The sequence below is a fragment of the Sphingomonas sp. genome, assembly GCF_036269755.1.
Classification (GTDB): domain Bacteria; phylum Pseudomonadota; class Alphaproteobacteria; order Sphingomonadales; family Sphingomonadaceae; genus Sphingomonas.
Genome location: NZ_DATBDV010000009.1, coordinates 330,442 through 353,664, shown reverse-complemented (window position 1 = coordinate 353,664; position 23,223 = coordinate 330,442). Strand labels below are relative to the sequence as shown.

Genomic DNA, 23,223 nt, shown 5'->3' with positions numbered 1-23,223 from the left:
AGCACGCGTTCGCGCGGCGCGCGAACCCATAACTGGCCGTCACCCTGAACTTGTTTCAGGGTCCATCGTGCCACGGGCATGGACGGCGCTGGTGGAAACATGGATGCTGAAACACGTTCAGCATGACGGAAGTACATGATCATTCGGCGGCGACCTGCTGACGCTGTTCCGCCGCCATCGGCGTCAGGCCCAGCTTCGCGAACAGCGCCGCGTCCTTGTCCTCGCCGGCATTGCCCGCGGTCAGTAGCTTATCCCCGGTGAAGATCGAGTTCGCGCCGCTGAGGAAACACAACGCCTGCGCCGCCTCGCTCATGCTCTCGCGGCCCGCGCTCAAGCGCACCATGCTCCCCGGCATCGTGATCCGGGCGACCGCGACCGTCCGCACGAACTCGATATCGTCGATCTTCGCCAGCGGCGTGTCGGCGAGCATGTCGCCCAGCACCGTGCCCTTTACCGGCACCAAGGCGTTGATCGGCACGCTCTCAGGATGCACCGGCAAGGTCGCCAGCGCGTGGATGAAGCCAACGCGATCGGCACGCGTCTCGCCCATCCCGACGATCCCGCCACAGCACACGTTGATCCCCGCTTGCCGCACATTCTCCAGCGTCTCGATCCGCTCGTCGAAGCTGCGCGTCGAGATGACGTTGGCGTAATTTTCCGGCGAGGTGTCGATATTATGGTTGTAATAATCGAGCCCCGCCTCGCCCAGCGCCGCCGCCTGCCCCGGCGTCAGCATCCCCAGCGTCATGCACGTCTCCATCCCCATCTGGCGCACGCCGCGCACCATCTCGGCGAGCGCAGGGATGTCCTTGTCTTTGGGGTTGCGCCACGCCGCGCCCATGCAGAAGCGCGTCGAGCCATTGTCCCGCGCCTGTGCCGCCGCCTGGAGCACCGCGCGCACGTCCATCAGCTTGGTGGCCTTGAGCCCGGTCTCGTGATGCGCGGATTGCGAGCAATAGCCGCAATCTTCGGGGCAGCCGCCGGTCTTGATCGAGAGCAGAGTCGAAAGCTGCACCTCGTTCGCGGCATGGTACTCGCGGTGGACGGAGGCCGCGCGGAACACGAGTTCGGTGAACGGCAAGTCGAACAGCGCCGCGATCTCGGCGCGGGTCCAGCGCCCCTCCATGCCGATGTGAGTCACGCGCGTCCTCTCCCGCTATTTCGGCAGCCGGTCCAAAACATACCATTGTGCCTGGTGCGGTTGCGTGGCGGAGCCGACCAGCCTGATACGATAGCGGACCGGCGTGCCCTTGTCGGACCAGTCGAGTTCGACCTCATCCTTCGCAATATTTTTCGTGACCGTAAATCCAAGCTCAGCCTCAAGAGCCGGTTTCATCATCGCGGCAATTTGATCGCCGGTGCGGGGCTGTATGCTGCCGATCGACAGCGCGCACTGAGCCGTGATGCCGCCAGTTTCGATACCGAGCTCGAGCGCGAGGACCGCGCGGCTCGATCGCCAGCGGAACGACGTGGGATTGGCGGGGTCGGGTGGTCGGGACTGATAGGCGAAGTCCGAGCGAGTAACGATCAACCGCGTTACGGCTTCATCGAACCTGGGCCGCACGCAAACATCCATGAATTCGGCAATCGAGCGCTCGGCCGCCGACCCTTTTACGCGTGACTCTTCGGGCGGTTCGCTTACGGTCTGTCCCGCGAAGGCCACGAAGAGAACGATGACGCTCATTCCGCCGCCTCGCTTTCGGGCGGCATGTTGTGGCCGAGCAGCCGCAGCACATCCTCCGCCGCCTTTATCAAATTGGTGCCCGGCCCGAAGATCGCCTGCACGCCCGCCTCGCGCAGGAACTCGTAATCCTGCGCCGGGATTACGCCGCCGGCGATGACCTTGATGTCGGCGCGGCCGGCATCGCGCAAGATGCCGATCAGTTCGGGGATCAGCGTCTTGTGCCCGGCGGCGAGGCTCGAGGCACCGACGACATCGACATCGCTTTCGAGCGCCAGCACGGCGGCCTCGTGCGGGGTCTGGAACAGCGGGCCTGGCACGACTTCGAACCCAAGATCGCCGAACATGCTACTGACCAGGTTGGCGCCGCGATCGTGGCCGTCCTGCCCCATCTTGGCGACGAGCATGCGCGGCTTGCGGCCGAGGCGGCGCTCGGTCGCTGCGACGCCCGACAATAGGCTCTCCCACCGCGCGTCCTGGTCGTAAGCGCCGCCATAGATGCCGCTGACCGGGGTCGGATTGGTGCCATAGCGACCGAACACGTCCTCCATCGCCTGGCTGATTTCGCCGAGCGTGGCGCGAGCACGCGCGCATTCGACCGCGAGCACGAGGAGGTTCTCCTTGCCTCGCGCGCCCTCACGCAATGCATCGAGCGCCGCCTGGCACTTCGTCTCGTCGCGCTCTGCCTTGACTCGATCGATCCGCGCGATCTGGGCGTCGCGCACCGCGTGGTTGTCGACGTCGAGAATGTCGAGATGCGCTTCCTCCGCTAGCCGGTATTTGTTGACCCCGACGATCACGTCCTCGCCGCGATCGACTCGCGCCTGCTTCGCCGCGGCGGCTTCCTCGATCATCGCCTTGGGCCAGCCCTTGGCGACCGCATTTGCCATCCCGCCGTCAGCCTCAGCGCGCTCGATCAGCTCCCATGCCTTGTCGGCGAGTTCGGCGGTCAGCGCTTCGATATAATAGGAACCGCCGAGCGGATCGGCGACATGGGTGATGCCGGTCTCTTCCTGCAACACGATCTGGGTATTGCGCGCGATCCGCGCGGTGAAGTCGGTCGGCAGCGCGACGGCTTCGTCGAGCGCGTTGGTGTGGAGCGACTGCGTGCCGCCCAGCGCCGCGGCCATCGCCTCGACCGTGGTGCGGATGACGTTGTTGTACGGATCCTGCTCCTGCAGCGACACGCCGCTGGTCTGGCAATGCGTGCGCAGCATCTTCGACCGGTCGAGCTTCGCGCCCAGCTGCGTCATCGCGCGGTGCCACAGCAATCGCGCCGCGCGCAGCTTGGCGATCTCCATGAAGAAGTTCATGCCGACGTTGAAGAAGAACGACAGCCGCCCTGCGAACGCGTCGATCTCCTGCCCCGCCGCCTGTGCCGCGCGGACGTACGCCATGCCGTCGGCGAGCGTGAAGGCGAGTTCCTGGACGATCGTCGAGCCGGCTTCCTGGATGTGATAGCCCGAGATCGAGATCGAGTTGAACTTGGGCATGTGCGCCGAGGTATAGCCGATGATGTCCGCGATGATCCGCATGCTCGGCTCGGGCGGATAGATGTAGGTGTTGCGGACCATGAACTCCTTGAGGATGTCGTTCTGGATGGTCCCGTCGAGTTGGCTCTGATCGACCCCTTGCTCCTCGCCCGCGACGATGAAGAAGGCGAGGATCGGGATCACCGCGCCGTTCATCGTCATCGAGACGCTCATCCTGTCGAGCGGGATGCCGTCGAACAGGATCTTCATGTCCTCGACGGTGTCGATCGCGACCCCGGCCTTGCCGACATCGCCGGTCACGCGCGGATGGTCGCTGTCGTAGCCGCGATGCGTCGCGAGATCGAAGGCGACCGACAGGCCCTTCTGCCCGGCCACGAGGTTGCGGCGGTAGAAAGCGTTCGATTCCTTGGCGGTCGAGAAGCCGGCGTACTGGCGGATCGTCCACGGACGCCCCGCGTACATCGAGGCGCGCACACCGCGCGTGAACGGCGCGAAGCCGGGAAGGCCGGGATCGGCCGTTACGTCGTCGGCGGTGTAGAGCGGCTTGACGTCGATCCCCTCGGGCGTGTGCCAAACGAGGTCGGCGCCCTTCACTTCCTTCGCGGCGAGGGCTTTCCAGTAGTCGAGGGTCGGCTTGTCGGTCATATATTCCGCTTCCCCGGCGAAGGCCGGGGTCCAGTTGGAAGGCAGATGTAACTACGCGCTGTGCTAGACAACTCCAAACTTCGCAGCTGGGCCCCGGCCTTCGCCGGGGAAGCGTGAATTTACGCCCTATTCCCCCCGAAACTCGGCCTTGCGCTTCTGCAGGAACGCCATGCCGCCTTCCATCGAATCCCGCGTCCCCCGCGCCGCGCGCTGGTTCTCGGCCTCGCGCAGCATCGCGCCCTCGTAATCGTCGGCCAATGCCGCGTGGAGCTGGCGGCGCATCAGCCCGAGCGCGACCGTCGGCCCCGCCGCCAGCCGCTCGGCCAGCGCGAACGCCTCCGCATCGAGCGCGTCGTCGGCGACCACCTTGTGGATCATCCCCCAGTCCATCGCCTTGGCGGCAGGGACTCGCTCACCCAGCATCATCATCTCGGTCGCGCGCGGGCGGCCGATCAGCCGCGTGAGCATCCAGCTCGCCCCGCCGTCGGGAACCAGTCCGATATTGACGAACGCCTGGAGGAAATAGGCGGTCTCGCTTGCGACGCAGAAATCGGCGGCGAGCGCGAGGCTGCAACCTATCCCCGCCGCCGGGCCGCGCACCGCGGTCACCACCGGCACCCCGACATCGGCGATCGCGGTCAGCGTCGGGTTGTAGCTTTGCGTCAGCGCGGCATAGGTCGCATTGCCCGGATCGTCGCTGCCGAGTGCGCCACCGCCGACATCGGCGCCCGAGCAGAACGCCCGCCCCGCGCCGGCGATCAGCACCGCGCGCGCGGAGCCGAGATCGGCGAGCGCGTTTCTGATCTCGACGAACATCGCCGGCGGCGCGGCGTTGAGACGATCGGGGCGGTTGAGCGTCACTACCAGCACGTCGCCGCGCGTTTCGGTCAGGATGTGGTCGTACTGCGGCACTATATGTCCTCCCCACCTTCCCGCTCCCCTTGCGGGAGAGGGTTACGGAAACTTGGCAGCTCGCTGCCTAGTCGAAGTTGGGAGAGGGGGTCGCGAAGCGCAGCTTCGCGCGGTCGCACGGCGACCGCACCCCTCTCCAAGCTGCGCTAGCGAGCAAGCTCACAAGCTTCGCTATCCTCTCCCGTAAGGGGAGCGGACTAATGTCCGTCGCCCTTCGGCGTCTCCATGAACTCGGTCAGCACGCCGGCCATGTCCTTGGGATGGACGAAGAAGATCGGCGTGCCGTGCGCCCCGATCCGCGGCTCGCCGAGCACGCGCGCACCCTTGCCCTGGAACCACGCCTTCGCCTCGTGGATATCGGGCACTTCGTAGCAGACATGGTGCTGCCCGCCGCCGGGATTCTTGGCGATGAACGCCGCGATCGGCGAGTTGGCGTCGTACGGCTCGATCAGCTCGATCTGCGTATTGGGCGTATCCACGAAGCACACCTTCACGCCCTGCGCAGGCAGATCGAACGGCTCGCCGATGCTCGTCGCCCCCATCACGTCGCGCCAATAGCGGATGGCGTCGGCGATCGACGGTGTCGCCACCCCGACATGATTGAGCCGGCCGAGCTTCACTTCTTGGGCGCGGGCTTCGCTCGGACCGGAACGGTGCCGAGCGTATAGTCGCACGCGGCGAGCACCGCCGTCACCGGCGCGGGGCTGGTCGGCCCGGCGAAGCTCGCATCGATCGGCTCGCCGGCCGCGGTGGTTGTGTGGACATTGATCGTCTTGGCCGAGGCAATTGCGGCGGCCAGCGTGGTGACGCCGATATCCTCACGGATGAACGCGCCCTTCTCGACGAACTCCCAGTTCGCGCCGAGCGGCGTGCCGCCATCGATCGTCAGCGTGACCGGCCGGTCGGGCGGGCCGCCGAGCGCGGTCCGGGTGAAGAACTGCACCGAGACGACCTTTTCGGTACCGGCGTCGCACTTCATCACCAGCCGCGCATTGCCGTCGCTCGACGGAACGCTGGCCAGCGTGGTGTGGATCGTTCCGTCGGTGCTCGTGCGATTGGTCACCGTCCACGGCGCAACGGGCGCGGGAGCGGCGATAGCTTGCAGGAAGAGGGCGAGGAGGGAGATCATGCGGGTCCTTTCAAGGGGCGAGTCAGAGGGGGATATTGTCGTGCTTCTTCCAGGGATTCTCGAGCTGCTTGTTGCGCAGCTTGCGCAATCCTAGCGCGATGCGGCGGCGGGTCGAGTGGGGTTGGATGACTTCGTCGATGAAGCCCTTCGATGCCGCGACGAACGGGTTGGCGAAGCGCGCTTCGTATTCGGCGGTGCGTTCGGCGATTTCCTCGGGCGTACGCCCACGGAAGATGATCTCGACCGCGCCCTTCGCGCCCATCACCGCGATCTCGGCGGTCGGCCAGGCATAGTTGAGGTCGCCGCGCAAATGCTTCGACGCCATCACGTCGTACGCGCCGCCATAGGCCTTGCGGGTGATGACGGTAATCTTGGGCACGGTCGCCTCGGCATAGGCGAACAGCAATTTGGCGCCGTGCTTGATGATGCCGTTGTGCTCTTGGGCGGTGCCGGGCAGGAAACCGGGGACATCGACGAAGGTGACGATCGGAATATCGAACGCGTCGCAGAAGCGAACGAAGCGCGCGGCTTTCTTCGACGAGTTGATGTCGAGCACCCCCGCCAGCACCATCGGCTGGTTGGCGACGACGCCGACGGTGCGGCCCTCGATCCGGCCGAACCCGACGATGATGTTCGCGGCATGCGCCGGCTGAACCTCGAAGAAATCGCCCTCGTCCACGGTTTTGCGGATCAGCTCGTGCATGTCGTACGGCTGGTTGGCGCTGGCCGGGATTAGCGTGTCGAGGCTGTCCTCGATCCGGTCCCACGGATCGGCGGTGGGGCGCTCGGGCACCGCTTCCCGGTTCGACGCGGGGAGAAAATCGACGAAGTCCCGGGCGGCGAGCAATGCCTCGATGTCGTCGTTGAACGCGTTGTCGGCGACCGACGTCTTGGTGGTGTGCGTGACCGCCCCGCCCAAGGCCTCCTGAGTCACCACCTCGTTGGTCACCGTCTTTACCACGTCGGGGCCGGTGACGAACATGTAGCTCGAATCCTTCACCATGAAGATGAAGTCGGTCATCGCCGGCGAATAGACCGCGCCGCCGGCGCATGGCCCCATGATGAGCGAAATCTGCGGCACCACGCCCGACGCCAGGACGTTGCGCTGGAACACCTCGGCATAGCCGCCGAGCGACGCCACGCCCTCCTGAATCCGCGCGCCGCCCGAATCGTTGAGGCCGATCACCGGCGCGCCGATCTTCATCGCCAGGTCCATCACCTTGCAGATCTTCTGCGCGTGACGTTCGGACAGCGATCCGCCGAACACTGTGAAGTCCTGGCTGAACACGCACACCAGCCGGCCGTTGATCGTGCCGGTGCCCGTCACCACGCCGTCGCCCGGGATGACTTGGTCCTGCATCCCGAAATCGACGCAATTGTGCTCGACGAACATGTCGAGCTCCTCGAAACTGCCTTGGTCGAGCAGCACGTCGAGCCGCTCGCGCGCGGTGAGCTTGCCCTTGGCGTGTTGTGCGGCGATGCGCTTTTCGCCGCCGCCGAGGCGGGCAGCCTCGCGGCGGCGGGCGAGTTCTTCGATGGTCGACGACATGGGCGGTGCTTTTTGGCCTTTTCGAAAAGGAACGCAACCGCGCACGCGAGCCGAGCTGGGTAGCGGGTCTTTTTCCCGCGCGCGCAAGCGTCTAACGAGGGGCGCCTTTCCCGCCCCTCAAGGAGTCGCCCATGCGCCTTGCCCTCGCCGCCGCCCTGCTGATCTCCACCGCCACCCCGGCACTCGCCGCCCCGCTCCATTCCTATTCGGGGCTGGCGCTATCTCCCGCCGGCGATCGCATCGCGAGCGTCGAAGGCGAAGGGTTCGCGCACGGCAAGATCGTCATCCGGTCGGCGAGAGACGGACATGTCCTGACGACGATCGATCCGTGCGCGGCGTGCAGCTATTCGGGGCTGACGTTCGGCGCGGGCGGCGCGCTCGCCTGGCTACAGCGCGACCGCGCCAGCGGCACGGTGACGTTGGTGCTCGGCGACGGCAAAGCGGTGCGGACGATCGCCACGATCAAGGGGATCGCGCAGACCCCGCGCTTCTCGCCCGACGGCAAGCGGATCGCTCTGCTCGTCACGATCGGCGCCGCCAAGGAATCGGGCGCGACTCAGCCGGGCGTGCGCCAGGTCGGCGAGATCGGCGAAACCAACGACGAGCAGCGGATCGCGGTGTTCGATCTCGCCGGCAAGCCAATCACCGACGTCGCGCCGGTGTCGCCCGCCGACCGCTACGTCTACGAATACGACTGGACCCCCGATAGTACCGGGTTCGTCGCGACCACCGCGCTTGGCAACGGCGACAACAATTGGTGGGTCGCGACGCTCGACGCGATCGACGCGCGAACCGGCGCGGTGCGCAATATCGCAACGCCCAAGACCCAGATCAACTTCCCGCGAATCTCGCCCGATGGGCGGACGGTTGCGTTCATCGGCGGGCTGATGAGCGACTTCGGATCGGTCGGCGGCGATATCTGGACGGTGCCGTTCGCGGGCGGCGACCCGGTCGACGTCACCAAAAGCGAAAAGGCGACGGTGACCTCGCTCGACTGGACTCGCGGGGGCATTCGCGACACGCGGCTGATGGGCGCCGACGGCCAGGTCGCGGCGCTGATCCCGGGCAAGGGCACGCAAGTCCTGTGGGCGCAGCCGTCGAGCTTTTCGGCGAGCGACGGCCGAGTCGCGTACAGCGCCGACGGATCGGCGATGGCGACGATCGTCTCAGACTTCGAGCACGCTCCTGCCATCTATGCCGGCCCGACGCGTGCCCCGCGCAAGATCACCAGCGACAACGATTCGATCGAGCCGGTCGTCTCTGCAAGGAGCATCACCTGGACCAACGACGGCTACACCATTCAAGGCTGGCTGGTCGGCCCGCGCACCCCGCCCGCGACCAAGGCAGCGATGATCGTCAACGTCCATGGCGGGCCGTCGGCCGCCTCGACGCCGCGGTTCGTGTCCGCCGGCTCGCCCGACGCCGAGTACGTCAATGCCGGCTATTACGTCTTCTACCCCAATCCGCGCGGCAGCTATGGCCAGGGTGAAGCGTTCACCGCCGCCAACAAGCGCGACTTCGGCGGCGGCGACTTGCGCGACATCCTGGCGGGCGTCGACGCCGCCGAGCGCGCCGCCCCGATCGACGACAGCCGGCTCGGGCTGACCGGGGGCAGCTATGGCGGGTTCATGGCGATGTGGGCGAACACCCAGACCAATCGCTTCAAGGCGATCGTCGCGGGCGCCGGCCTGTCCGACTGGATCAGCTATTACGGCACCAACGGAATCGACCAGTGGATGATCCCGTTCTTCGGCAAGTCGGCGTATGACGACCCCAAGCCCTATGTCGAAGCATCGGCGATCACCTACATCAAGAAGGCGCGGACCCCGACCTTCATCTATGTGGGCGAGCGCGATATCGAGGTGCCGCCGACCCAGTCGATCGAATATTGGCACGCCCTCAAGGAAATCGGCGTGCCGACGACGCTGATGATCTACCCGGACGAGGGCCACGGCATCCGCCAGCCCGAGCATCTGATGGATCTCAAGAAGCGCGTGTTCGCGTGGTGGGCAAAGTATCTGGGCAAGTGAGCGTCTTCGCGGCGGAGGCGGAGGCCGCGACCGCTGAGTTGGGTCGCTGACGTAGCGGCCCCGGCCTGCGCCGGGGCGACGATTCTTCAGCGCAGCGGCTGTCCCGAATCCTTCCAGCGATCGAGGATCTGCGACGCGGGCGGCAGCTTGTCGTCGCTCGCCACCGGTGCCTTGGCGAGACTCGCGTCCTGATAGCCGGGCTGGATCGCCGCGGCGTCGGTGCGGGCCATCGGCGTATGTTCACCAGGCGCCGCCAACGCCATCGCGCTCGGCGGCGCGAACGGCAGCGCCGGATCGAACTTGCGATACGGCCCCGGCATCGGCTCGCCGCCATGATAGCGCGCGTTGCTGAACGCGGCTGCCGTGCCCCAATAACCCTTCCAGCGATGGAAGAAATGCGCGCCGATCGCGTCGGTCATCACCAGCGCGCGGTTCCACGACGGGGTCACCGCGTAGGTGTGATAATGCGTCGCGAGGCCGACCGGGCCGAACACGTACCCGTCGAGTGCCGCCGCGGCGATCCGGGTCGCGCGCGCCATCGCCGCCGCCGAGCGCGGCCGCGCCATCGATCCATCGCAGGCATAGCTGAACTGGCAGCCGGTGGCGCGCTCGGAGCCTTGGTAGATCACGCCGCACACCGTCGACGGGAACGCCGGGTGGCGCACGCGGTTGAGGATGACTTGCGCCACCGCGCGCTGGCCGTCGTCGCTCTCCGACGCGGCTTCGTAATAGATTGCGGTCGACAGGCAATCGAGCGCGCGCCCGCGGTCGAGCGCGCTCGCCCCGTTCATCGTGAAGGGCTGCGCCGGGCGGACGGTGCCGTCGAGGTCCGGGCTGAGCACTGCGTTGGCAGGCACGGCGAGGCCGCTAATGTCGATCGTGCCGGTGGTACCGGTCATCGGAGCGGCGTTGGGATCGGGCGTGTAGGCGGCTGCGATCGTTGCCGGGCCGGTGCGATGGACGGCGAGCGCGGTCACGATCCGCTGCGCGTGGATCTGGCGCGTATAATATTCGACCACCGCCGCCTTTGCCGACACCGCGAGCACGGGCAGCACGACGAGCAGCGCGAACCAGAGCGCGCGCCGCCGCTTTATTCCAACCCGTTGCGTGCCCGCCACCTGAATTCCTTTTACCGGGTCCGTCCCGGCGCGTGAGCGCCTACCCGAAAAGCGCCGGGAATTCGCCCGCGAATTTGGCCGTGTCCCAGCGTGAAACTATTGATGGTTAACGCAATTTTTCGGATCGAATGCGGCGATCACTTGTCGATCCGTTAGCGCCGATCGAGCAATTGCGGGGGCGCCGCCGTAAAGCCCGCGTCGTCGGACGGCGCTGATGTGCCGCCGGCCGGGCTTGCCGCTGCGCGAATAGCTACGCTATCCGCGTCGCGGTTACGCCTTCTCCAGCGTGCATTGCAGCGGGTGCTGGTTCTGCCGCGCGAAATCCATCACTTGCGCGACCTTGGTCTCGGCCACCTCATAGGTGAACACGCCGCACACCCCGACGCCCTTCTGGTGGACGTGGAACATTACTCGCGTCGCTTCCTCGATCGACATGCGGAAGAATTGCTGGAGGCACAAAACGACGAATTCCATTGGGGTATAATCGTCGTTGAGCATCAGCACGCGGTACGGCGTCGGCTGTTTGGTGCGCGTGCGCGTGCGCGTCGCCAGGCCGAGGCCAGTGCCGTCCTTGCCGTCGTCGTCACCCCGATCGGGGTCATTGGCCATATTGCGAATGCGGTCGATCATGCTCGCGTCGAAATATGGCATTGGGAGGCGGCAGGGCAAGAGGCCGGGCGGGCGTTAACCGAGCTTTTTCGCCGACGTGGTGTCCTCCTCAAGACAAGCTCGAAGACGGCTTGCATCAACAGAGATTATTGTTTATCGATATCCTTATCGTTGTTTATCGATGAGGTGACTCGTGTCCCAGACTGCTGCCCTATCGATTGCGTGGGTGACGCTTCGCATCCTGATCATCTTCAACTGGATCGCGGGCGCGCTGCTGCTCGCGTTGCTGTTCGTCAGCTTTCAGCAGGCGGCGTGGCTATGGCAAGGGCTCGGCGTCGTCTCGATCGCGGAGCGGCCGGGCGGCGAGGCGGGAATGCGCGCGATCGTCGGCGCGGGAATCATATCGGTGCCGATCGCCGCCGTCGTGCTTCGCGCTTTGGCGCGGATCGTCAAGACAGTGCGCGCGCGCGATCCGTTCACCCGCGTCAACGCCGCACGGATCCAGACGATCGCCTGGGCGTTGCTCGCGCTGCAATTGATCCATGTTGCGGTAGCGGCGATTGCCGCGTCGATCGCAACCGGCGACGCGCCGCTCAAGCTCGGCGGCGCGGGCACAATCACCGGCTGGCTGGCGGTCGTGCTGCTGTTCGTGCTGGCGGGCGTATTCCGCGAGGGCGCGGCGATGCGCGACGACCTCGAAGGAACGGTGTGATGCCGATCACCGTCCGGCTCGATGATCGGCTCCATGACCGGCGGATGACGCTGACTCAACTCGCCGAGGCGATCGATATCACGCTGGCCAATCTGTCGATCCTCAAGACCGGCAAGGCGCGCGCGATCCGTTTCTCGACGCTCGAGGCGATCTGCGCGGTGCTCGATTGCCAGCCGGGCGACATTCTCGAATTCGCACCTGACGACCGTGCTGCGCCTCACCTTCACGATGCGGAACGAAAGGATGGCCATGACCCCGACTGATGTCCCCCAGCACGTCGTGCCGCTATGGCGGCTCAACGTATTACGTGCTGCGTACCTGCTGATGATCATCGGGCTGGCGATCGCGTATCTGCCCAATCTGTTCGCTCATCCGCCGCAATCGACCGGCGTGATCCCGAGCTTTCTCGCTGGAATGTGGGTGATGGCCTGGCTGGGGTTACGCTATCCGCTTCACTCTTGCCGCTGCTGATGCTCGATTTCGTGTGGAAATCGGTCTGGATGATCGCGTTCGGGCTGCCGATGTGGCGCGCCGGGCTGCTCACTCCCGACACCGCGGAGACGCTTCGAGCCACCGCGCTCGGGGTCGTGCTGATGCCGCTGGTATTGCCATGGGGCTACGTCGCGCGACGGTACTTGATCGCTCGCGGCGACCGCTGGACCGCGGCCGTCTAGAAGTTGCCGCGCACCGACATGGAAAAGATCGGCCCGATCAACTGGTCGTGATTTTCGCGGAACAGCAAGGGCGAGACGTTGCGCCGGCCGTCATAGACGTAGCGGTCGTAGAAGTGCCGCGCGTTGAAGATGTTGGTGACGCCGAGCCGCACGGTCATCCCTGCGAGGTTCTTGCGCTCGATGAAGCCGCTGACGAACCACGGCCCCTCCCAGCTGCGCGAGACTTCGGTAGGGTAGAAGGTGCGGCTGTAATGTTCGTATTGCGCGTCGGCGCCATAAGCGAACTGGCTGTGCGGCACGTCCTGGCGAAACGAGAAGCTCGCCCAGCGGTCGCGCGTCCCGCTGATCGCGCGATCCAAGCCGGTCAGCGGGTCGCGCACGCGGGTGCTTTCGAAGCCCAATGTCGCGTCGAGCTTGGCGCCGCGCCAGCCGATCGGATCGAATTGGAAGGTGCTGGTGCTTTCCACCCCGTAGCGAGTCGCGCGCGGCAGATTGCCGACGCCTTCGTCGTTCGGGCCGATCGGGATGATGTCGACAATGTCGTCGATTCGGTGCGCATAGCCGCGCAGCCGCGTCTTGCCCCATTTGCCCAGCTCGCGCCCGACTTCACCCTCGAGCTCCCAACTCTGCGGCGGGACGAGGTCGGGATTGCCGGCATTCTGGCGATCCTGCTGCAGATTGGGCTGCGACAGGAAATCGTAGAAGCTGATCTGTCCGACGCGGCGGCGCAGTTTCAGGCTGGCGTCCCAGCCCGCCGACGGCCGCCAGCCGAGCGAGATGCTGCCCTTGGGCCGAAAGAATTTGCGCGGCGGAAGGTTGCCGTCGACTCGGTCGAGCGTGCTTTGCTCGGCACCGAGCACGAGCTGGACATCGAGCTTCGGCCCGAGCGGACGACTGAACGTCGCGGTGCCTTCGTAACGCACCTCCTCGACCTTGCCCGACCCGCCGGGGAAGGGCACCTTGTCGAAGCTGCCGGCCGGCGACAGCTGAAACAACGAGCCGCGCTGGTCGAGCGAGTTGAACGCGCGCTCGAACGATATCTGCCATGCGCTCTTGCCGGTCTTCCACGAATACTCGGCACGGCCGACGGTTTCGCCGATCAACGAATTGCGCCCGAAGCGGATGCCGTCACTCGGCACGCCGCTGTCATAATCGGTGATCTGGGTGGTCACGACCGGCTCGTGGTCGAGATGGCGCAGCCCGATCAGCTTGAGCCGGCCCGGCCCAAGGCGGAAATCATAGTCGCCGCTGATATCGTAATAGAGGCCGTTGAGCTTGGTTACGGTCGACCGGCTGCGATCGTTGCCGTCGGCGCGCACGCGAATGTCGCCGTCGAAGCCGGGATTGAAATAGGGTGTCAGCGCCAGCGTCAGATTGCCCTTGGCGGAGCCCGGCCCCTTGATCCCGAACTTGGCCTTGGCGGTGACCAGATCGGCTTCGCTGTGATAGGTTTCGGTCCGAGTCTCGATCAGAGCCCCGCTCGGGTCGGTGATGAACACTGGACCGCCGAACCCGCCGCGCCCCCCACTGTCCTGGACCGACAGCGTGTAGTCGAGCCAGCTTGCCGCTTTGCCCGAGTAACTGATCGACCCCTGGAACCAATACGGGTGCGCGAAATGCGCGCGGAAATTGGGGTTCCATTCGAACTGGCCCCTGCCCCCGGTCGACTTGACGATGACGTTGGCGACCTGGCCTACCAGCCCGGCGATGCCCAGGCTGGCGGCGTCGACGATCTCGATCCGCTCGACATTGGCGGCGGGCACCTTCTGCAGCTCGTCGATCGCGCCGCCCGATTTGTTGGCGATCCGCTCGCCGTTGATCAGCACGTTCTCCGACGCCTGGCCGAGCCCGCGCTCCTGATCGGCGCTGCGGATCGTGAAGCCGGGGACTTGCGCGAGCATGTCGTACGCGGTGCGCGGCGCGAAGCGCGCGAAGTCGGCAGGGAGATAGACTCGCTTGGCGCCCGCGACCGACACGGGTTGCGGCGGCGGGACGATCGCTGGATCGGAGGTGGGCGCAGGAGCCGGGGCCGGCACGGGCGCCGATTGAGCGTGAGCGATCGACGGGGCAACCAATGCAGCGGCGCCAAGCAACGCGGCGCGCAGCCGCAAGCAACCGAGACGGGACATCAAGCTCTCTCCACCAATCGACCACATTGGTAATCGTTACGATTACGCCTGTAGTCGATCGCTCGTCCCCGTCAAGCTGTATTATTGTGATAGCACACTCCGACGTGCGGTCAAGTCGCCTTCAGCGGACCCCGCGTAGGGCACGAAAAAGGGCGGCCGCCGGTGTCCCGGCGGCCGCCCCAAATCATCCGGCCGTGCGGCCGAGGTGCTCGCTTACGCGGCGACCTTCAGCTTCTCGGCGGCAAGCGCGACTCGGTTCGAGATCGGCTTGGCGACGTCACCGGCGAGCTTGAGCATCGCTTCGGTGTTCTTCGAGGTCTCGGCGACGAGCGAGTCGAACTGGCCGCGAACGAAGTCGGCGTGGAGCGTCATCAGCTCGGTCGGCGACTTGACGCCGGCGAAGCTCTTCATCGTGGCGGTGACGCCCTCGAACTGGCGGCGCGCATAGTCGGCATAGCCTTGGCCGAGCGACTGCAGGCCGGTTGCGGCGATCTTGCTCGATTCGACCAACGCCTCGACGTTGCCCTTGTTGAACTCGTTGAGGTCGGCGAAATATGCTTGGCCCTTGGCCGCGGCGGTCTTGATCGTGGCTTCCATCTTGGTCACTTCCTTGGGTTGCGCCGGCGCGGCTTTGGCGGCGGCGGAATGGGTTTTGGCAGGTCCGGGAACAGCGGCCTTTTCCATGGCAGTCTCGACGACCGGCCATACCGGCTGTTCCGCGGCAGCGGCTTCGATCTTTGGCTTGGCGGCGGCCTTGACCGATGGCGCCTTGGCGACGACCGGCTTCTGGACCGCAGGCTTCTTCGCCGCAGTCTTCGAAACGGGAGTCCTGGACGCCATCATCACCTCCGCAAGCATCATTGCTGCAGTGCACAAATAGGCGATTGGAAGCGATAGTCAAGAGTTTTGTGCGGTGCAGCATAACCCCCGCACGGCGGGATCAGCGCGCCTTGACGTAGCGCCCCGGGGCGTCCTCGATCGCGGCAAGCTTTCCCTTGCCGGGCACGCGCGCGCCAGTCGCGGGCACTTGCCTGGCGTCGTGCCCGCGGATCCACGCGATCCAGTCGGGCCACCAGCTGCCCTTATGCTCTGTAGCACTGCTAACGAAGTCGTCGAGCGAACCGGCCGACGAATCTCCCGTCCAATATTGGTATTTTCCCGCGGCGGGCGGATTCACCACGCCGGCGATATGCCCCGACCCCGCGAGCACGAACTTGAGCGGCCCGGCGAAATGGTGGGTGATCTTCCACACGCTTTCGGCCGGCGCGATATGGTCCTCGCGCCCCGCCTGGACATAGGCCGGCGTCTTCACCTTCGACAGGTCGATCGCCACGCCGAGCGCCTCCACCCCGCCCGGCTGTGCCAGCTTGTTGTCGCGATAGAGGTCGATCAGATACGCCTTGTGCCACTTCGCCGGCAGGTTGGTGGTGTCGCCGTTCCAGTGGAGCAGATCAAAGCTCGGGTGCTTTTCGCCCATCAGGTAATGGTTGACGACGGGGTTCCAGATCAGATCCTTGCCGCGCAGCATGTTGAAGGTCGCCGCGAGATAGCGCCCGTCGAGATAACCCTGCCCCGACAATGTCTCGATCAGTTGGAGATAGGCGTCGTCGATGAAGTTGCCGAGCTCGCCGCTTTCCGAAAAATCGACCTGCGCGGTGAAGAAGGTCGCGCTCTTGACCTTCTTCGCCTCGCCCTTCGCCGCCAGCACCGCAAGCGTCGCGGCGAGCGTCGTCCCCGCGACGCAATAGCCGATCGCATGCACCGCCTTGACGTCGAGCGCGTCGCGGATCGTGTCGATCGCGTCGATCTGGGCGGCGATGTAATCGTCCCACATCACGTCGGTCATGCTGGCGTCGGCGGATTTCCAGCTGACCATGAACACGCTCAGCCCCTGCCCGACCGCCCAGCGGATGAAGCTCTTCTCCGGGCTGAGATCGAGGATGTAGAAGCGGTTGATCCAGGGCGGGAAGATCACCAGCGGGATCGCGGCGACCTTGTCCGTCGTCGGGGCGTATTGAATCAACTGGTAGAGCGGCGTCTCGTGGACCACCTTGCCGGGCGTGGTGGCGATGTTGCGGCCGACCTCGAACGCATCGCGGTCGGTATGCGTGAGCTGGCCGCGCTGGAAATCCGCGAGCAGCTTGGCGAAACCTTCAGCCAAGCTAGCGCCGCCGGTGTCGAGCGCCTTGTTCAAGGCCTTCGGGTTGGTGAACGGCGAATTGGCCGGGCTCATCGCCTCGACCAACGTCCGCATCGCGAACCGCGCGCGCGCCCGCGCGTCGTCGTCGAGCCCCGGCGCCTGGTCGACCGACGCCATCATCGCGTCGGCCATCATCGCATAATTCTGCCGCATCAGGTCGAACACCGGATGCTCCCATTCGGGGCCGGCGAAGCGGCGATCCTTGGGATCGACCTTGTCGCGACCGGCGGCGGCGACCGGCGCGAGGATTTGCCCCCAGGCATCGAGCACCGCCCGGATGCCCGCAACGGGCGGGGATTGCGGCTCGGGGGGGGTCGGGTCGTCGGCCATCGATCCGATCTAGGTTATCCGCGCAGATTTTGCACGTGCCGACGCGACGATTGGGCGCGCTTTCCGTTTCCGCTTTCCCTGTCCGCTACGGCGCGGCACTAGTGGCGCATGTCCGAGGAATTCTACCGCATCAAGCGGCTGCCGCCGTACATCATCGCCGAGGTCAACGGCATGCGCGCGGCCGCGCGCGCCAAAGGCGAGGACATCATTGACCTCGGCATGGGCAACCCCGATCTGCCGCCGCCGCCGCACGTCATCGACAAGCTCGTCGAGGTCGCGCAGAAACCCGACGCGCACGGTTACTCGCAGTCGAAGGGCATCCCCGGGCTCAGGCGTGCGCAGGCCAATTATTACGGCCGGCGCTTCGGAGTCGAGATCGATCCCGAGCGCGAAGTCGTCGTCACGATGGGATCGAAGGAGGGGCTCGCCAGCCTCGCCACCGCGATCACCGCGCCGGGCGACGTCGTACTCGCGCCCAACCCGAGCTACCCGATCCACACGTTCGGCTTCATCATCGCAGGCGCGACGATCCGCGCGGTGCCGACGACGCCCGACGAAGCCTATTTCGAAGCGCTCGAGCGCGCGATCGCGTTCACCGTCCCGCGCCCGTCGATCCTGGTGGTCAATTACCCGTCGAACCCAACGGCGGAGACGGTCGACCTCGCTTTCTACGAGCGGCTGGTCGCCTGGGCGAAGGAGAACCAGGTCTGGATCGTCTCCGACCTCGCTTATTCGGAGCTCTATTACGACGGCAATCCGACCGTCTCCATCCTTCAGGTCAGGGGTGCCAAGGACGTCGCGATCGAGTTCACGTCGCTGTCGAAGACCTATTCGATGGCGGGCTGGCGGATGGGGTTCGCGGTCGGCAACGCCACGCTGATCGCGGCGATGACTCGGGTGAAGTCGTACCTCGATTACGGCGCGTTCACGCCCATCCAGGCCGCGGCTTGCGCGGCGCTCAACGGTCCGCAGGACATCGTCGAGAAGAACCGCCAGCTCTATCATAAGCGCCGCGACGTGCTGGTCGAAAGCTTCGGCCGCGCCGGGTGGGACATCCCCTCGCCGCCCGCGTCGATGTTCGCCTGGGCGCCGCTGCCGCCCGCGCTCGCGCACCTAGGCAGCCTTGAGTTCTCCAAACAATTGCTGACATGCGCTCAGGTCGCGGTTGCCCCAGGGGTGGGCTATGGCGAGAATGGAGAAGGGTTCGTGCGGATCGCGATGGTCGAAAACGAGCAACGGCTGCGCCAGGCCGCGCGCAACGTGAAGCGCTATCTGCAATCGATGGGGGTCAACACTCGCGGCGCGTCGGCGGGTTGAGCGGCACCGCATGATCGATCCGCGCTATTCGATCGCCGGCGTGCTGGTCGGGCTCGTCGTGGGACTGACCGGGGTCGGCGGCGGGTCGCTGATGACGCCGTTGCTCGTCCTGGTGTTCGGCTTCGCCCCGGCGACCGCCGTCGGCACCGATCTGCTCTACGCATCGGCGACCAAGACGGTCGGGACAACGGTGCACGGCTGGCGGGGGACGGTCGACTGGAAGGTGGTGCTGCGGCTGGCGGCCGGCAGCCTGCCGGCGACCGCGTTGACGCTGGCAGCGCTCAACCACGCAGGCGAGCATTCGGCAAGCACGGGCAAGACGATATCGCTGATCCTCGGCGTCGTGCTGATCCTGTCGGCGGTGGCGACGATCTTTCGCGCGCGAATCGTCGCCTATCTGACGCCGCGGGTCGGCGCAGCGACGGGCAGCCGGCTGACCCTGTTCACGATCCTGCTCGGCGTGGTGCTGGGGACTTTGGTCTCGCTGACCTCGGTTGGGGCGGGCGCGCTCGGCATGACCGCCTTGCTGATCCTCTATCCGACCGCGCCGATGAACCGCTTGGTCGGGTCCGACATCGCGCACGCCGTGCCGCTGACCTTGCTCGCCGGGCTCGGACATTGGTGGCTGGGGGCGGTCGACGGCGCGTTGCTCGTGTCGCTGCTGGTCGGATCGATTCCGGGGATCATTGCCGGCAGCCTGATCGCGACGCGCGTCTCGGACCGCGTGCTGACACCGATCCTGGCGACGGTGCTTGCGATCGTTGGCGTCAAATTGCTGTTCTGATGCCGGCCGCTTTCTCGACTCGCTTCAAGGTCCGCTATGCCGAGATCGACGGGCAGAAGGTCGTGTTCAACTCGCGCTACCTCGAATATGCCGACGTTGCGGTCACCGAGTTCTGGGAGTGGACCGGGATCGATGCGGCGCTCGGCGCGGCCTGGACCGAGACCGAGTTCCACGTTCGCCACGCTGCGATCGACTACCGCAAGCCGTTCGTGCTCGGCGACACGATCAAGGCGTCGGTAAGGATCGAACGGATCGGCGGGTCGAGCCTCACTCAAGTGTTCGAGCTTCGCCACGCAGACACCGGCGAGCTGCACACGGTCATCACGATGGTGGTGGTCAACGTCCACTTGCCGACGGGAAAGCCGATCGCGATCGCGAGCGACGTCCGCGCGTTCCTGGAGAAACTGGCGGGCTAGTTACTCCGCCGCTTGCTGCAACGGTTCGTCCTCGCCGACGACATCCTCGGGCAATGCCCAGAGAAGGTCGCCCTTCCCCAGCGGCCGGCCGTCGTGCGACAGCACCTGGATCGGCTGAATGCGCCGCATGTCGCGCGCGTCGACCAGCACCGGAGTCGCGGCCACGCCGGTCTCCCAGCGCTCGCCCCATTGACGAAGCGAAATCATCGTCGGCAACAGCGCATAGCCCTTGTCGGTCAGCGCGTAGGCGATCTTGCGGCGATCCTCGGGCAGCGCCTCGCGAGTGAGGATGCCATGCTCGACCAGCCGCGCGAGGCGGTTGGCGAGGATGTTGCGCGCGATGCCGAGCTCCGACTGGAACTCCTCGAAATGATGCAGGCCGTTGAACGCCGCGCGCAGGATCATGAAGCTCCAGCGCTCGCCCATCGCCTCAAGCGCGGCGGGCAGGCTGCATTCGACCAGGTCGCGTAACGGCTCCCTCAGGTGTCCGCCCATCGTGATCCTCTCTCTTTTGCGGCAACGTATCGTATTTTCGTGGTCGTGAAAATAGATATACGTTTTTAGTTGCAACTGGAAACCTAACACGCTAGGTAGTGATTCGCAACCTATTGTGCGTTGCAACCTACGAAGGAGGAAAACATGTCCCGCATTCTCGCTTTCATCGGCGCGCTCGCTGTCACCACCGTGCTCGGCAGCACCGTTGCGCTCGCGCAGCCCCAGGGACCCGGCTATTACGCCGCGACCCCTGTCGAGGCGCCCGTCAAGACCAGCATGATCACCCGCGACACCGTCTGGAAGTTCCGCGACGGCGCGTTCACTGCCGCCAAGGCGCCCGAGCGCGAGATGGTGCTGTGCCAGCTCGTCGCGCAGCGCGTCGGCAAGCTGCAGTCGTTCACCGTCGCCGGCCAGGCGTTCGACGCGGCGACGCTCGACACCTGCAACGCCAAGGCCAAGTAATCCGCTCCCCTCTTGGCCGCGGCGGGCGGTTAAACTCCGTCGCGGCCAGCTTTTTGTTGCAAAGCAGCGCGCTCCGGCCCCATCTGGGCACTGAGGGTCTACACCCCCTCAGCACAAGGATCGTGATCGCCCGTGGAAGTCCGCCGACTAGAAGCGCAGCGCAGACGCGTAGCTGAAGCTACGCGCAAGCAAGCGACGACGCTCGGCGGATTTCCACGGGCGACCGCTCCGCGGTGGGCCGATTTTGCTCCCAGCCCGTCGTCACGCGTCGGTCACGATGCCTTCAACATCGCTCCCTCCTTGTTCCTAGCCTGGAACCAAAATCGGCTCCGTGACGACCTTGGGCTAAGGGGGCGTAGACCCTAAATGCTGCGTCAGTACGAACTGGTTGACCGGGTCCTCTCCTACGACCCAGAGGCCGACGAGGCGCTGCTCAACCGCGCCTACGTGTTTTCGCTCCAAGCGCACGGGTCGCAGAAGCGCGCGTCGGGCGACCCCTATTTCTCGCACCCGATCGAGGTCGCGGGCATCTTGACCGATCTCCACCTCGACGACGAGACGATCGCGACCGCGATCCTCCACGACACGATCGAGGACACCGTCGCCACCCCCGCCCAGATTCGAAAGGTGTTCGGCGAAAGCGTCGCGCGGATGGTCGACGGCGTCACCAAGCTGTCGAAGATCGAGGCGCAGACCGAAAGCGAGCGCGCCGCCGAGAATCTGCGCAAGTTCCTGCTCGCCATGTCGGACGACATCCGCGTGCTGCTGGTCAAGCTCGCCGACCGGCTGCACAACATGCGCACGCTCCACCACATCGCCAATCCGGAGAAGCGCCAGCGCATCGCGCGCGAGACGATGGACATCTACGCGCCGCTCGCCGAGCGGATCGGCATGTACGAGTTCATGAAGGAGATGCAGACGCTCGCCTTCGCACAATTGGAGCGCGAGGCGTACGAATCGATCAGCAAGCGGCTCGTGCAGCTGAAAGAGGGCGGCGGCGACCGAATCGCCAAGATCGGCTCGGGGCTCAAGCTGCTGCTGTCGCGCCAGGGAGTCGATGCCGACATTTCGGGCCGCGAGAAGCATCCCTATTCGATCTGGAAGAAGATGGGCGAGCGCCACATCAGCTTCGAGCAATTGAGCGACATCATGGCGTTCCGCGCGATCGTCCCGACCGAGGAGGATTGTTACCGCGCGCTCGGCATCATCCACCGCCGCTGGCCGGCGGTGCCCGGGCGGTTCAAGGATTACATCTCGACACCCAAGCGCAACGGCTATCGCTCGCTCCATACCTCGATCATGCACGCCGGCGACACGCGCGTCGAAATCCAGATCCGCACCGAGGAGATGCACGCCGAGGCCGAATACGGCCTCGCCGCGCACTGGGCGTACAAATCGGGCAAGGTCCGCGCCGACACCCAGCACAGCTGGATCAGCGACCTGGTCGAGATCCTCGAGACCGCCGACAGCCCCGAGGAGCTGCTCGAACATACCAAGATGGCGATGTACCAGGATCGCATCTTCGCGTTCACGCCCAAGGGCGAGCTGCACCAATTGCCCAAGGGCGCGACCCCGATCGACTTCGCCTACGCCGTGCATACCGATCTCGGCGACCAGGCGGTCGGCGCGAAGATCAACGGGCGGCACGTGCCGCTGCGCACCGTGATCGAGAATGGCGACCAGGTGCAGATTCTGAAATCCAAGGCGCAGTCGCCGCAGCCCAATTGGCTCAACTTCGCGATCACCGGCAAGGCGCGCGCCGCGATCCGCCGCACGCTGCGGCTGACCGAGCGCAAGGAAACGCTCGCGCTCGGGCGCAAGCTCTACGACGAGATCGTCCAGCGCTTGCCCGCGCCGCTGTCGGTCGATGCGGTCAAGACCGCGCTCAAGAAACTCAAGCTCCCCGACGAGGACGCCTTGCTCGAAGCGGTGGCGCGGCACCGCGTCTCCGATGCGCAGTTGATGGAGGCGCTGATGCCCGGATCGGGGGGTAGCGACGCCGGGCGCCCCTTGCCGCAGCAATCGGCGGTGTCGATCACCGGGCTGACCCCGGGCGTCGCCTATAGCCTCGACACGTGCTGCCATCCGGTACCGGGCGACCGCATCGTCGGGTTGCGCCGCCCCGACCAGGAAATCGCGGTCCACCGCATCGATTGCCCGGTGCTCGCCAAGTCCGACGACGCCGACTGGGTCGACCTCGCCTGGGGCGACAAGGCCGAAGGCGGGCTGGCGCGGATCGAGATCACCCTCAAGAACGAACCCGGCGCGCTCGGCACCGTGTCGACGCTGATCGGCCAGCACCGCGCCAACATCCACAACATCCGCTTCGATTCGAGCGACACGGGTTTCCACACCAACGAGGTCGACCTCGAAGTGCGCGATGCGGCGCATCTCGAGAAGCTGATGGCGGCGTTGCGCGCGACCGACGCGGTGAGCGGCGTGACGCGGATTTGATCAAGCCGTCGCCCCGGCGCAGGCCGGGGCCGCTGGCGGTGTTTTCGGCAACATCGCTGCCCCGGCCTGCGCCGGGGCGACGGA

23 protein-coding genes are annotated in these 23,223 nt (G+C 65.8%); 10 read left to right on the top strand and 13 right to left on the bottom strand.

Features of this window, described 5'->3' with window-relative positions; translation table 11 throughout:
* Positions 1–139 precede the first annotated feature (139 nt).
* The 7 genes from bioB to VH326_RS08320 form a co-directional block, all read right to left on the bottom strand.
* Positions 140–1,126 carry a biotin synthase BioB gene (gene bioB, locus VH326_RS08350; RefSeq protein ID WP_329631370.1) on the bottom strand — a complete coding sequence of 329 codons (987 nt, stop codon included), beginning with the start codon at positions 1,124–1,126 and terminating at the stop codon, positions 140–142.
* Positions 1,127–1,156: 30 nt separating this feature from the next.
* On the bottom strand, positions 1,157–1,684 hold the full coding sequence (locus tag VH326_RS08345; protein ID WP_329631344.1) for a hypothetical protein: 528 nt from the start codon (positions 1,682–1,684) through the stop codon (positions 1,157–1,159).
* Positions 1,681–3,819 (bottom strand): methylmalonyl-CoA mutase, encoded by a 2,139-nt coding sequence (gene scpA / locus VH326_RS08340; RefSeq protein ID WP_329631343.1) that lies wholly within the window; start codon positions 3,817–3,819, stop codon positions 1,681–1,683. The genes VH326_RS08345 and scpA overlap by 4 nt, the downstream gene beginning before the upstream one ends.
* 126 nt (positions 3,820–3,945) lie before the next feature.
* On the bottom strand, positions 3,946–4,731 hold the full coding sequence (locus VH326_RS08335) for an enoyl-CoA hydratase-related protein (RefSeq protein WP_329631342.1): 786 nt from the start codon (positions 4,729–4,731) through the stop codon (positions 3,946–3,948).
* Between the two features lie 197 nt (positions 4,732–4,928).
* Positions 4,929–5,351 carry a methylmalonyl-CoA epimerase gene (mce, locus tag VH326_RS08330; protein ID WP_329631341.1) on the bottom strand — a complete coding sequence of 141 codons (423 nt, stop codon included), beginning with the start codon at positions 5,349–5,351 and terminating at the stop codon, positions 4,929–4,931.
* Positions 5,348–5,860: a hypothetical protein gene (locus tag VH326_RS08325; protein WP_329631340.1), complete on the bottom strand. Its 513-nt coding sequence runs from the start codon at positions 5,858–5,860 to the stop codon at positions 5,348–5,350. The genes mce and VH326_RS08325 overlap by 4 nt, the downstream gene beginning before the upstream one ends.
* Before the next feature lie 22 nt (positions 5,861–5,882).
* Positions 5,883–7,409: an acyl-CoA carboxylase subunit beta gene (locus tag VH326_RS08320; RefSeq protein ID WP_329631339.1), complete on the bottom strand. Its 1,527-nt coding sequence runs from the start codon at positions 7,407–7,409 to the stop codon at positions 5,883–5,885.
* A 131-nt stretch (positions 7,410–7,540) separates the two neighbouring features.
* Between VH326_RS08320 and VH326_RS08315 the strand changes: the two genes are divergently transcribed.
* Positions 7,541–9,439: a S9 family peptidase gene (locus VH326_RS08315; RefSeq protein WP_329631338.1), complete on the top strand. Its 1,899-nt coding sequence runs from the start codon at positions 7,541–7,543 to the stop codon at positions 9,437–9,439.
* A gap of 86 nt (positions 9,440–9,525) precedes the next feature.
* On the opposite strand, the gene VH326_RS08310 is transcribed toward VH326_RS08315, so the two are convergent.
* The gene (locus VH326_RS08310; RefSeq protein ID WP_329631337.1) at positions 9,526–10,557 is read right to left on the bottom strand and encodes a cell wall hydrolase; all 1,032 of its coding nucleotides are present in this window, start codon (positions 10,555–10,557) and stop codon (positions 9,526–9,528) included.
* A gap of 270 nt (positions 10,558–10,827) precedes the next feature.
* On the bottom strand, positions 10,828–11,166 hold the full coding sequence (clpS, locus tag VH326_RS08305) for an ATP-dependent Clp protease adapter ClpS (RefSeq protein ID WP_329631369.1): 339 nt from the start codon (positions 11,164–11,166) through the stop codon (positions 10,828–10,830).
* A 226-nt stretch (positions 11,167–11,392) separates the two neighbouring features.
* On the opposite strand from clpS, the gene VH326_RS08300 reads away from it, so the two are divergent.
* The 4 genes from VH326_RS08300 to VH326_RS08285 are packed head-to-tail and all read left to right on the top strand — an operon-like array spanning position 11,393 to position 12,552.
* Positions 11,393–11,878 carry a DUF2975 domain-containing protein gene (locus tag VH326_RS08300; protein WP_329631336.1) on the top strand — a complete coding sequence of 162 codons (486 nt, stop codon included), beginning with the start codon at positions 11,393–11,395 and terminating at the stop codon, positions 11,876–11,878.
* Positions 11,878–12,141, top strand: coding sequence for a helix-turn-helix transcriptional regulator (locus tag VH326_RS08295; RefSeq protein WP_329631335.1), 264 nt, complete (start codon positions 11,878–11,880; stop codon positions 12,139–12,141). Before VH326_RS08300 ends, VH326_RS08295 begins: the two co-directional genes overlap by 1 nt.
* The gene (locus VH326_RS08290) at positions 12,128–12,349 is read left to right on the top strand and encodes a hypothetical protein (protein ID WP_329631334.1); all 222 of its coding nucleotides are present in this window, start codon (positions 12,128–12,130) and stop codon (positions 12,347–12,349) included. Before VH326_RS08295 ends, VH326_RS08290 begins: the two co-directional genes overlap by 14 nt.
* Positions 12,349–12,552, top strand: a complete 204-nt coding sequence (locus VH326_RS08285) for a hypothetical protein (RefSeq protein ID WP_329631333.1) — start codon at positions 12,349–12,351, stop codon at positions 12,550–12,552. The genes VH326_RS08290 and VH326_RS08285 overlap by 1 nt, the downstream gene beginning before the upstream one ends.
* Here VH326_RS08285 and VH326_RS08280 read toward each other — a convergent pair.
* From VH326_RS08280 to VH326_RS08270, 3 genes are all read right to left on the bottom strand, one after another.
* Positions 12,549–14,588, bottom strand: a complete 2,040-nt coding sequence (locus tag VH326_RS08280; protein WP_329631332.1) for a TonB-dependent receptor plug domain-containing protein — start codon at positions 14,586–14,588, stop codon at positions 12,549–12,551. The genes VH326_RS08285 and VH326_RS08280 overlap by 4 nt on opposite strands.
* A 306-nt stretch (positions 14,589–14,894) precedes the next feature.
* Positions 14,895–15,521, bottom strand: a complete 627-nt coding sequence (locus VH326_RS08275) for a phasin family protein (protein WP_329631331.1) — start codon at positions 15,519–15,521, stop codon at positions 14,895–14,897.
* A 100-nt stretch (positions 15,522–15,621) separates the two neighbouring features.
* Positions 15,622–17,211: a class I poly(R)-hydroxyalkanoic acid synthase gene (locus VH326_RS08270; RefSeq protein ID WP_329631330.1), complete on the bottom strand. Its 1,590-nt coding sequence runs from the start codon at positions 17,209–17,211 to the stop codon at positions 15,622–15,624.
* A gap of 108 nt (positions 17,212–17,319) precedes the next feature.
* Here VH326_RS08270 and VH326_RS08265 point away from each other — a divergent pair, with 108 nt between their 5' ends.
* Genes VH326_RS08265 through VH326_RS08255 form a run of 3 tightly spaced genes read left to right on the top strand, consistent with a single transcriptional unit; the run spans position 17,320 to position 19,728 of the window.
* A complete protein-coding gene (locus VH326_RS08265) occupies positions 17,320–18,528 on the top strand; it encodes an LL-diaminopimelate aminotransferase (protein WP_329631329.1) in 1,209 nt (402 codons plus the stop codon).
* Positions 18,529–18,538: 10 nt separating this feature from the next.
* Complete coding sequence (locus VH326_RS08260; RefSeq protein ID WP_329631328.1) at positions 18,539–19,312, top strand: sulfite exporter TauE/SafE family protein; 774 nt, start codon at positions 18,539–18,541, stop codon at positions 19,310–19,312.
* Positions 19,312–19,728, top strand: a complete 417-nt coding sequence (locus tag VH326_RS08255) for a thioesterase family protein (protein WP_329631327.1) — start codon at positions 19,312–19,314, stop codon at positions 19,726–19,728. Before VH326_RS08260 ends, VH326_RS08255 begins: the two co-directional genes overlap by 1 nt.
* Here VH326_RS08255 and VH326_RS08250 read toward each other — a convergent pair whose 3' ends face one another.
* Positions 19,729–20,223, bottom strand: coding sequence for a helix-turn-helix domain-containing protein (locus VH326_RS08250; protein WP_329631326.1), 495 nt, complete (start codon positions 20,221–20,223; stop codon positions 19,729–19,731).
* A gap of 144 nt (positions 20,224–20,367) precedes the next feature.
* On the opposite strand from VH326_RS08250, the gene VH326_RS08245 reads away from it, so the two are divergent.
* Entirely contained in the window at positions 20,368–20,685 is a 318-nt protein-coding gene (locus VH326_RS08245; protein ID WP_329631325.1) for a CC_3452 family protein, read from the top strand.
* Between the two features lie 366 nt (positions 20,686–21,051).
* Entirely contained in the window at positions 21,052–23,139 is a 2,088-nt protein-coding gene (locus tag VH326_RS08240) for a bifunctional (p)ppGpp synthetase/guanosine-3',5'-bis(diphosphate) 3'-pyrophosphohydrolase (RefSeq protein WP_329631324.1), read from the top strand.
* The last annotated feature ends 84 nt before the right edge of the window (positions 23,140–23,223 follow it).

What these genes read in the sequence shown, in the direction of transcription:
- bioB (WP_329631370.1), bottom strand. Translation starts at nt 1,126, where the DNA reads ATGGAGGGGCGCTGGACCCGCGCCGAGATCGCGGCGCTGTTCGACTTG.
- VH326_RS08345 (WP_329631344.1), bottom strand. Translation starts at nt 1,684, where the DNA reads ATGAGCGTCATCGTTCTCTTCGTGGCCTTCGCGGGACAGACCGTAAGC.
- scpA (WP_329631343.1), bottom strand. Translation starts at nt 3,819, where the DNA reads ATGACCGACAAGCCGACCCTCGACTACTGGAAAGCCCTCGCCGCGAAG.
- VH326_RS08325 (WP_329631340.1), bottom strand. Translation starts at nt 5,860, where the DNA reads ATGATCTCCCTCCTCGCCCTCTTCCTGCAAGCTATCGCCGCTCCCGCG.
- VH326_RS08320 (WP_329631339.1), bottom strand. Translation starts at nt 7,409, where the DNA reads ATGTCGTCGACCATCGAAGAACTCGCCCGCCGCCGCGAGGCTGCCCGC.
- VH326_RS08315 (WP_329631338.1), top strand. Translation starts at nt 7,541, where the DNA reads ATGCGCCTTGCCCTCGCCGCCGCCCTGCTGATCTCCACCGCCACCCCG.
- clpS (WP_329631369.1), bottom strand. Translation starts at nt 11,166, where the DNA reads ATGGCCAATGACCCCGATCGGGGTGACGACGACGGCAAGGACGGCACT.
- VH326_RS08295 (WP_329631335.1), top strand. Translation starts at nt 11,878, where the DNA reads ATGCCGATCACCGTCCGGCTCGATGATCGGCTCCATGACCGGCGGATG.
- VH326_RS08290 (WP_329631334.1), top strand. Translation starts at nt 12,128, where the DNA reads ATGACCCCGACTGATGTCCCCCAGCACGTCGTGCCGCTATGGCGGCTC.
- VH326_RS08285 (WP_329631333.1), top strand. Translation starts at nt 12,349, where the DNA reads ATGCTCGATTTCGTGTGGAAATCGGTCTGGATGATCGCGTTCGGGCTG.
- VH326_RS08275 (WP_329631331.1), bottom strand. Translation starts at nt 15,521, where the DNA reads ATGGCGTCCAGGACTCCCGTTTCGAAGACTGCGGCGAAGAAGCCTGCG.
- VH326_RS08270 (WP_329631330.1), bottom strand. Translation starts at nt 17,211, where the DNA reads ATGGCCGACGACCCGACCCCCCCCGAGCCGCAATCCCCGCCCGTTGCG.
- VH326_RS08265 (WP_329631329.1), top strand. Translation starts at nt 17,320, where the DNA reads ATGTCCGAGGAATTCTACCGCATCAAGCGGCTGCCGCCGTACATCATC.
- VH326_RS08260 (WP_329631328.1), top strand. Translation starts at nt 18,539, where the DNA reads ATGATCGATCCGCGCTATTCGATCGCCGGCGTGCTGGTCGGGCTCGTC.
- VH326_RS08255 (WP_329631327.1), top strand. Translation starts at nt 19,312, where the DNA reads ATGCCGGCCGCTTTCTCGACTCGCTTCAAGGTCCGCTATGCCGAGATC.
- VH326_RS08250 (WP_329631326.1), bottom strand. Translation starts at nt 20,223, where the DNA reads ATGGGCGGACACCTGAGGGAGCCGTTACGCGACCTGGTCGAATGCAGC.
- VH326_RS08245 (WP_329631325.1), top strand. Translation starts at nt 20,368, where the DNA reads ATGTCCCGCATTCTCGCTTTCATCGGCGCGCTCGCTGTCACCACCGTG.
- VH326_RS08240 (WP_329631324.1), top strand. Translation starts at nt 21,052, where the DNA reads ATGCTGCGTCAGTACGAACTGGTTGACCGGGTCCTCTCCTACGACCCA.